Origin of the sequence: Ramlibacter sp., from assembly GCF_013697775.1 — a bacterium.
Lineage (GTDB): Bacteria > Pseudomonadota > Gammaproteobacteria > Burkholderiales > Burkholderiaceae_C > Ramlibacter.
Genome location: NZ_JACCWG010000247.1, coordinates 1 through 3,157, shown reverse-complemented (window position 1 = coordinate 3,157; position 3,157 = coordinate 1). Strand labels below are relative to the sequence as shown.

2 protein-coding genes and 1 pseudogene are annotated in these 3,157 nt (G+C 72.3%); 2 read left to right on the top strand and 1 reads right to left on the bottom strand.

Translation table 11 applies throughout. The features are described from left to right. A pseudogene (locus H0U68_RS12220) lies at positions 1-185 on the top strand (hypothetical protein); the annotation flags it as partial. 13 nt (positions 186-198) lie between these two features. Here H0U68_RS12220 and H0U68_RS12215 read toward each other — a convergent pair. After that, the gene (locus H0U68_RS12215; protein ID WP_296355930.1) at positions 199-1,794 is read right to left on the bottom strand and encodes a carboxylesterase family protein; all 1,596 of its coding nucleotides are present in this window, start codon (positions 1,792-1,794) and stop codon (positions 199-201) included. Positions 1,795-1,967: 173 nt separating this feature from the next. Between H0U68_RS12215 and H0U68_RS12210 the strand changes: the two genes are divergently transcribed. Continuing rightward, positions 1,968-3,157 (top strand): ABC transporter substrate-binding protein (locus H0U68_RS12210; RefSeq protein WP_296355928.1); only part of this gene is annotated, 1,190 nt, incomplete at its 3' end.

The following is a 3,157-nucleotide window of genomic DNA, read 5'->3' as shown; positions in this document are numbered from 1 at the left end:
CCGCCGCGCCGCGTGCGGACGGCGCGGACGGGCCGCGCTGGACCATGGAGCGCAGCGGCGCCAACCGCGTGCTGCTCTCCCGCGCGCGGAACGGCGATGCGGCGCCCGGCGGCGTGGGCTTCGTGTTCGAGCGTTCGGGCTTCGCCACCTGGAAGATGACCGACATCCGCCTGCCGGGCTCCTGAACGCCCGGGCCGTTCACAGGTGCGGCGACGGCAGCCGCACGGAGTTCCAGAACTCGCACTTCGCGTGCGCCGCGCCGGCGCGCATCGCCGCTTCGGGCGCGATCAGGAGGTAGCTGTCGTCGGCGCCCACCGGGCGCCATGGTGCCTCCGCGGCTCCGGTGCGGGCGAAGCTGCTCCACTGGCCCACCATCAGCCGCTGCACCGCCAGGTCGTCGGCCATGGGCTTGTAGCTGCCCTGCCACGGGAAGAAGAACACGTGCTCGATGGTGTGCACCGCGCGCTGGCCGCGCAGCTCGGCGTCGTTCTGCAGCGTGTGCGCGAACAGGTAGCGGTACACCGGCTCGCGCTGGTGCTGCGCCAGCGCGCGGGCCACGCGCGCGCTCTGGCAGGTGAAGAAGGCGTCGGTGGAAATGCGCACCATGGCGTCGCGCGGCGTCGGGAAGTCCGCCAGCGGGTACATGGCCCGGATGCGCGGCACGGCCTGTGCGCCGAACAGCTTGGCCAGCGCGGCGTCCAGCCCCTCCGCGTCGTTCACCGGACCGGCCGAGGTCGCCCACAGCATGGTCTCGTCGGTGGAGTTGCCGACGATCGCCGGCATGTGGCTGTGCCGTCCCGCGCCGATGGCGGCAATGGGCTGCTCGGGAAATACCATGCCGTCCATGTTCGGGCCGTACAGCCGCGAGAACAGGCCGAAGCCACCGGGCAGCGCCTTCACCACGTCGGCCGTGCTCTTGCCGCGCAGGCAGGCCGCCGCGTCGGCGCCGGTGCAGCCCAGCGCCTGCGCCACGCGCTGGCCGCTGCCGTCCTGCGCCTCCTGCAGCGTCTGCAGTTCGCAGCCGGTGGGCACGCCGCTTTCCATCGCTGCCGCGTGGAACAGGCCGCGTGCGGCGGGCGCCGTCATCAGCGCGCAGATGCTGCCGCCGCCGGCCGATGTACCGAACAGCGTGACCTTGCGCGCATCGCCGCCGAACGACCCGATGTTGCGCTGCACCCAGCGCAGCAGCGCGATCTGGTCCAGGCTGCCGTAGTTGCCCGACACGCGCTCGGCACGCTCGGCGCCCAATGCCGGATGCGCAAGAAAGCCCAGCGCGCCCAGCCGGTTGTTGAAGCTGACGAACACCACGCCGCGCGGCACCAGCTGCTCTCCGTTGTAGCCGACGCCGCCGAACACCGGCGCGCCCTGGCCGGAGAACGCATGGTTGCCGCCGCCCGGCAGGAACACCATCACCGGCAGCGCACGCGCGGGCCGCGGCTGCGGCACCCAGACGTTCACGGTCAGGCAGTCCTCCTCGCCGATCGCCTGCTGGCCATCGAGCTGCGGGCAGACCGCGCCGAAGCGCGTGGCATCGCGCACGCCCTGCCAGGGCTGCGGCGCCTGCGGCGGGCGCCAGCGCAGCGGCCCGACTGGCGCCGCCGCATACGGAATGCCCTTGAACGCCAGCGTGCCGTTCTCCACCACGCCGCGCACCGCGCCTTCGCTGGTGCAGGCCATGTCCGGACCCGCCGCGCAGGGCGGCCCGCCGGGCGCTGCGCAGCCGGCCAGCAGGGCCGCGAGGCCGAAGACGAAGGCCGCTCCCAGGCGGCGCGCGAAGAGGGGCAGCGAGTTCATGGAACGGTCTCCCTGGGTTGGACGTTTGGCATGCCGACAAGAGCACACGGCTCAGCTTAAAAGCGCGAGCGCGGCAGTGGGGCCGGCGCAGCAAGAATGCGGTTTTGTCCTACCCTTTTGTAGGAATCTCCGCTCTAAAGTGGCGCCGATTGACTGTTCAGTTGGGAGACTCCATGACGGGTGCACACCGGACTTCTGCCCGGCTCACGCGGCGCGCGGCCTGCGGCGTGCTCGGCCTCGCTCCGCTGTTCGCCCGCGCCCAGCCGCAAGCGGTGGTGCTGGGCATCGACGGCGAGTTCGGCCTCACCAACAGCACCTCCGCGCAGGCCGTCGAACAGGGCGTGCGCATCGCCGTGCGCGAGATCAACGACGCCGGCGGCGTGCTGGGCGGCCGGCCGCTGGAAGTCGCCACCAAGGACCACCGCTCCATCGCCGCGCGCGGCATCACCAACATCCGTGAATTCGCTGCCGACCCGCGCGTGCTGGCCGTGTTCGGCGGCCGGTTCAGCCCGGTGGTGATCGAGCAGCTGCCGGTGCTGCGCCAGGCCGGCCTGCCGTTCCTGGCCGTGTGGTCGGCCGCCGACGCGATCGTTGACAACGGCAGCAACCCCAACTACGTGTTCCGCCTGTCGCTGCGCGACAGCCTGGCCATGCCGTTCATGATGCAGAGCGCCGCGCAGCGCGGCCTGGGCCGTGTCGGCCTGCTGCTGACCAACACGGCCTGGGGCCGCAGCAACCTGGCCGCCGCGCAGAAGTTCACCGTGGCGCACGCGCATCCGGCCGTGGTCGGCACCGCCTGGTACAACTGGACCGAGAAGACGCTGGTGGACAAATACAGCGCCTTGCGCGAACAGGGCGCGCAGGCGGTGGTGCTGGTGGCCAACGACGACGAGGCCGCGCTGCTGGTGCGCGAGGTGGCGCAGCTGCCCGCGGCGCAGCGCATCCCGCTGGTCAGCCACTGGGGAATCACCGGCGGGCGCTTCTTCCAGGAGTCCGGCCCGGCGCTCGGGCAGGTGGATTTCAGCGTGGTCCAGACCTTCAGCTTCTTCCGTGCGCAGCGCGAGCCGCTGGCGCGCTTCATGGCCGCCGCGCGCAAGGCGGTGGACCTGGCGGGCATCGAGCAGATCGCCAGCCCGGTGGGCGTGGCCCATGCCTACGACATGACGCACATCCTGGCGCGCGCCATCCAGCTGGCCGGCACGGCCGACCGCGCCGCCGTGCGCGACGCGCTGGAGAAGGTGCCCTCCCACAACGGGCTGGTCCGCCGCTACGCGCCGCCGTTCACGCGGGAGCGCCACGAGGCGCTCGGAGCGCAGCAGCTGCTGATGGCACGCTACCGCGCCGACGGCGTGCTGGTCCCGGC

What these genes read in the sequence shown, in the direction of transcription:
- H0U68_RS12215 (WP_296355930.1), bottom strand. Translation starts at nt 1,794, where the DNA reads ATGAACTCGCTGCCCCTCTTCGCGCGCCGCCTGGGAGCGGCCTTCGTC.